This window comes from Mycoplasma marinum (assembly GCF_004335975.1).
Lineage (GTDB): Bacteria > Bacillota_I > Bacilli_A > Mycoplasmatales > Metamycoplasmataceae > Mycoplasma_K > Mycoplasma_K marinum.
Map to the genome: position 1 here is coordinate 1 of NZ_PSZO01000056.1, position 2,044 is coordinate 2,044.

Annotated in this window: 2 protein-coding genes; both read left to right on the plus strand. The window is 25.0% G+C overall.

Features of this window, described 5'->3' with window-relative positions:
* Positions 1–346 (plus strand): P-loop NTPase family protein (locus C4B24_RS04625; RefSeq protein ID WP_131599608.1); only part of this gene is annotated, 346 nt, incomplete at its 5' end.
* Positions 327–1,850 carry an ABC transporter ATP-binding protein gene (locus tag C4B24_RS04630; protein WP_131599609.1) on the plus strand — a complete coding sequence of 508 codons (1,524 nt, stop codon included), beginning with the start codon at positions 327–329 and terminating at the stop codon, positions 1,848–1,850. The genes C4B24_RS04625 and C4B24_RS04630, both read left to right, overlap by 20 nt.
* Positions 1,851–2,044: the final 194 nt, after the last annotated feature.

The following is a 2,044-nucleotide window of genomic DNA, read 5'->3' on the forward strand; positions in this document are numbered from 1 at the left end:
CGGATCTTCAACAATTTTCGAATCTATTGATAAAATAGAAAAGCATATAAATATCACTAATAATAAAGTATATAAAAATATTAGAAATATAATCTTAGATAGTGGGGTTTTATCTAGTGCTAAGCATGGATATTCACAAGGTGAAATCCAATTATTATCTCTTTTACATGTTCTAGCAAATAAATCTTCAATTATTTTATTGGATGAAACACTGACAAGTGTTCAAAAAACATTAAAGAATAATATCTATCAAGCATTGATGACAGAAAAAGTAGCGGTAATATTAATAGATCACACTTTAGAGGAAGAAATTAAAGGAGGTTTTGATGAAATTATTCTTTTCTAGTAGAAAAAAAATATTGATTCCAATGATTTTGCTCCATATGATTGTAATGATTAGTTTGTCCGTTGTTGGAAAATTATTTGGCGATTATGTCAATAGAGTTATAAACTTTGGTTTTGATGGTTCATATTGGTATTTAATTATGATAATTTCAATTACTGCATTAAATTATTTAATGAATATAGTTACTAATTTTGTTGAATCTTTAGTATTCCTTGACATTAGGAAAACAATAATATCAAGGAAATTAAAAAGTAATAAGTCGTTTGAAGAAATTCAAACTGAAGCAAATATATACATAAGAAAGTTTTTGCGTCCTAGATTTCGATTTTATCTAATCTCTTTTTCTTTTTTAACAATCATTGTAACTATTACAATATCTTCATGAATTGTTGGTTTAATTGCAACTGCATCCATTTTATTAGTATATATATCGCCAAAATTCTTTTCCAAAAAACTGATTAAAATTAATAAAAAGTTAGTTGTAGTAAACAGTGATTTTAACCAAAAAATCAGTTTATTTGAAAAAAATTATCAAACTATTTCTGTTAGTGGTAACGAAATGGAAAGTATTCTCAAGTTCCCTTCTAATGAAAAAAAAGAATTAACTACTAAACAAATGATTCTTGAAGCAAAAAGGGGTATCATCGTTAAGTTTGGTATAGGGTTTACTTATTTTTCAATTGCTGTAACAACAGGTATTTTAATTTATTTTAAACAAGCAAATATTAGTATTTTAGTAACAGCAACAGTTCTTTTGGGGGGAGTAATAAATCAAATACCCCAAATGAGTTCATTATTTGCTAAATCAAAAAATAATAAATGAATTACTTTTGAAAATATAAAACAAGATTTTGCATATGAAGATCGTTCTATTAAAAGTTCTAAAATAAATAACTTATTAATGTTGGATGTTACCAAGAAAAGCGAAATGAAAGTACTTTTTGAAAATATAAACTTCGTAGCTAATGAAAAAGAAAATATAATAATAACAGGACCAAATGGTTCTGGTAAAACTACATTTTTAAAAATACTTTTAGGATTAGATAAAAAATACACTGGAAAGGTACTTGTGAATAATAAAGTAACTTCAGACTATATGTCTATGCCTTTTATTTATCAGACATCAGCAACAAAATTAATTGAAGGGAGTGTATTAGAAAATATAATACTTTTCAATGAAAAATACAATAAAGAAAGACTAATGTGAGTTGCACATAATTTGGGTATTGACAATTTATTGGCAGAGCAAATATCTTCTCTTTCATCTGGAGAAACCGCTTTAGTTAAAATAGCGATTTTAATTTATAGTGCAGCAGAAATCTGTGTTTATGATGAATTAATGATGAATATTGATGCAATAAAAAGACCAGAAGTTTTAAACTTTATATTGTCTCAGAATTCATTAAATATAGTTGTATCCCATGGTCTTTCCGAAAAATATGTTGCTCAATTTGATAAAAATTTCCATTTCGTCAATAAAAATAAATTTATTGAAAAAAAATAGATAAAAAGATAAATTAATATTGGAATGAAAAATGGTAAAACAAGTTTAAAAAAACAAATTCAAGCAATAGACAATCACACATTTTTTTAGTAAAAACAATTAGATTTAAAATAACCATAGTAGTTATTTTTTTGTTCTAAAAGTTTACTTTTTAAACATTGTTGAGGTGCTTAAATTGCTTTAACATCATTTCC